The following is a 1,320-nucleotide window of genomic DNA, read 5'->3' on the forward strand; positions in this document are numbered from 1 at the left end:
GCCGGCGGCGCTGGCGGCAACGCTTTGCTGTTCGGCAGCGGTGGAGCCGGCGGCCAGGGCGGCACCGGTCTGACCGGCACCACCGCCGTCACCCCGGACAACGGCACGGCCGCCACTGGCAGCGCCGGGTTGGTCGCGACCCAGGTCGGCTTTACCGGTGGTGCCGGCGTCGATGGTGCTGTTGGTCAGGTCGGCGGTACTGGTGGGACAGGCGGGTCCCCAGATTTCCTGTTTACCGGCTCCCCCGCCCCCGGCCGTGCCGCCGCTTCCGGGGCTGCCCGGCGTCTTGATGCTGTCATTGCCGCCAGTCGCGGTCCCGCCTTTCCCGCCATCGCCACCGTCGCCGCCGCCGCCGCCAACACCGCCGGCGCCGCCCACGCCCGCGCTGCCGCTGGATCCGGCTTGGCCGAGGAAGCCTCCCTCCCCCGCTGCGCCGGCGGCACCGCCGGCACCGCCGGCACCGCCCGTACCGCCGACGCCACCGCTGCCTCCGAGACCTCCGTTGCCGCCGAACGATTTCTCACCGACCTGCGTCGCGATCGCTGAGCTATTCCCACCGTTGCCCGCCGATCCGCCGTCACCGCCGAGACCGCCGGATCCGCCGAGACCACCCGTGCCCCCGGTGCCGGCGGCACCGCCGGCACCGAACAGCAGCCCGCCGTGGCCGCCGGCCCCCCCGACACCTCCGGCGCCGCCCGATCCGCCGGTACCGCCGACGCCGCCCACGCCGCCGGTGCCGCCGGTTCCGCCGACAGCAGTGACAGCAATAAAGCTGGCCCTAGAGGTGGAGCTACCCCCGGCACCGCCGGCACCACCGTTCGCCGCAATACCGCCGGCGCCGCCCGTGCCGCCGGTGCCACCGTGTCCGCCGGCCCCGCCGCTACCGAACAGCAGCCCGCCATTGCCCCCGACACCGCCGGCACCGCCCATCCCGCCACTGCCGGCGGCTCCAGCGTCGCTACCGAATCCGCCGACACCGCCGACGCCTCCGGTGCCACCACTGGTGTCCGCGCCGGGAACCGAGCCGGTAAACAGGAAATCTGGGGACCCGCCTGTCCCACCAGTACCGCCGACCTGACCAACAGCACCATCGACGCCGGCACCACCGGTAAAGCCGACCTGGGTCGCGACCAACCCGGCGCTGCCAGTGGCGGCCGTGCCGTTGTCCGGGGTGACGGCGGTGGTGCCGGTCAGACCGGTGCCGCCCTGGCCGCCGGCTCCACCGCTGCCGAACAGCAAAGCGTTGCCGCCAGCGCCGCCGGCTTGACCGGTACCCGGCGCACCGTTGGCGCCGTCGCCTATCAGAGGCCGCCCCTGCTG

1 pseudogene is annotated in these 1,320 nt (G+C 75.0%); it reads right to left on the reverse strand.

Annotated features, from left to right (window positions below):
• Positions 1-1,320, reverse strand: a pseudogene (locus A9W95_RS27335) (hypothetical protein); the annotation flags it as partial.

Origin of the sequence: Mycobacterium sp. 1423905.2 (assembly GCF_001673155.1) — a bacterium.
Classification (GTDB): domain Bacteria; phylum Actinomycetota; class Actinomycetes; order Mycobacteriales; family Mycobacteriaceae; genus Mycobacterium.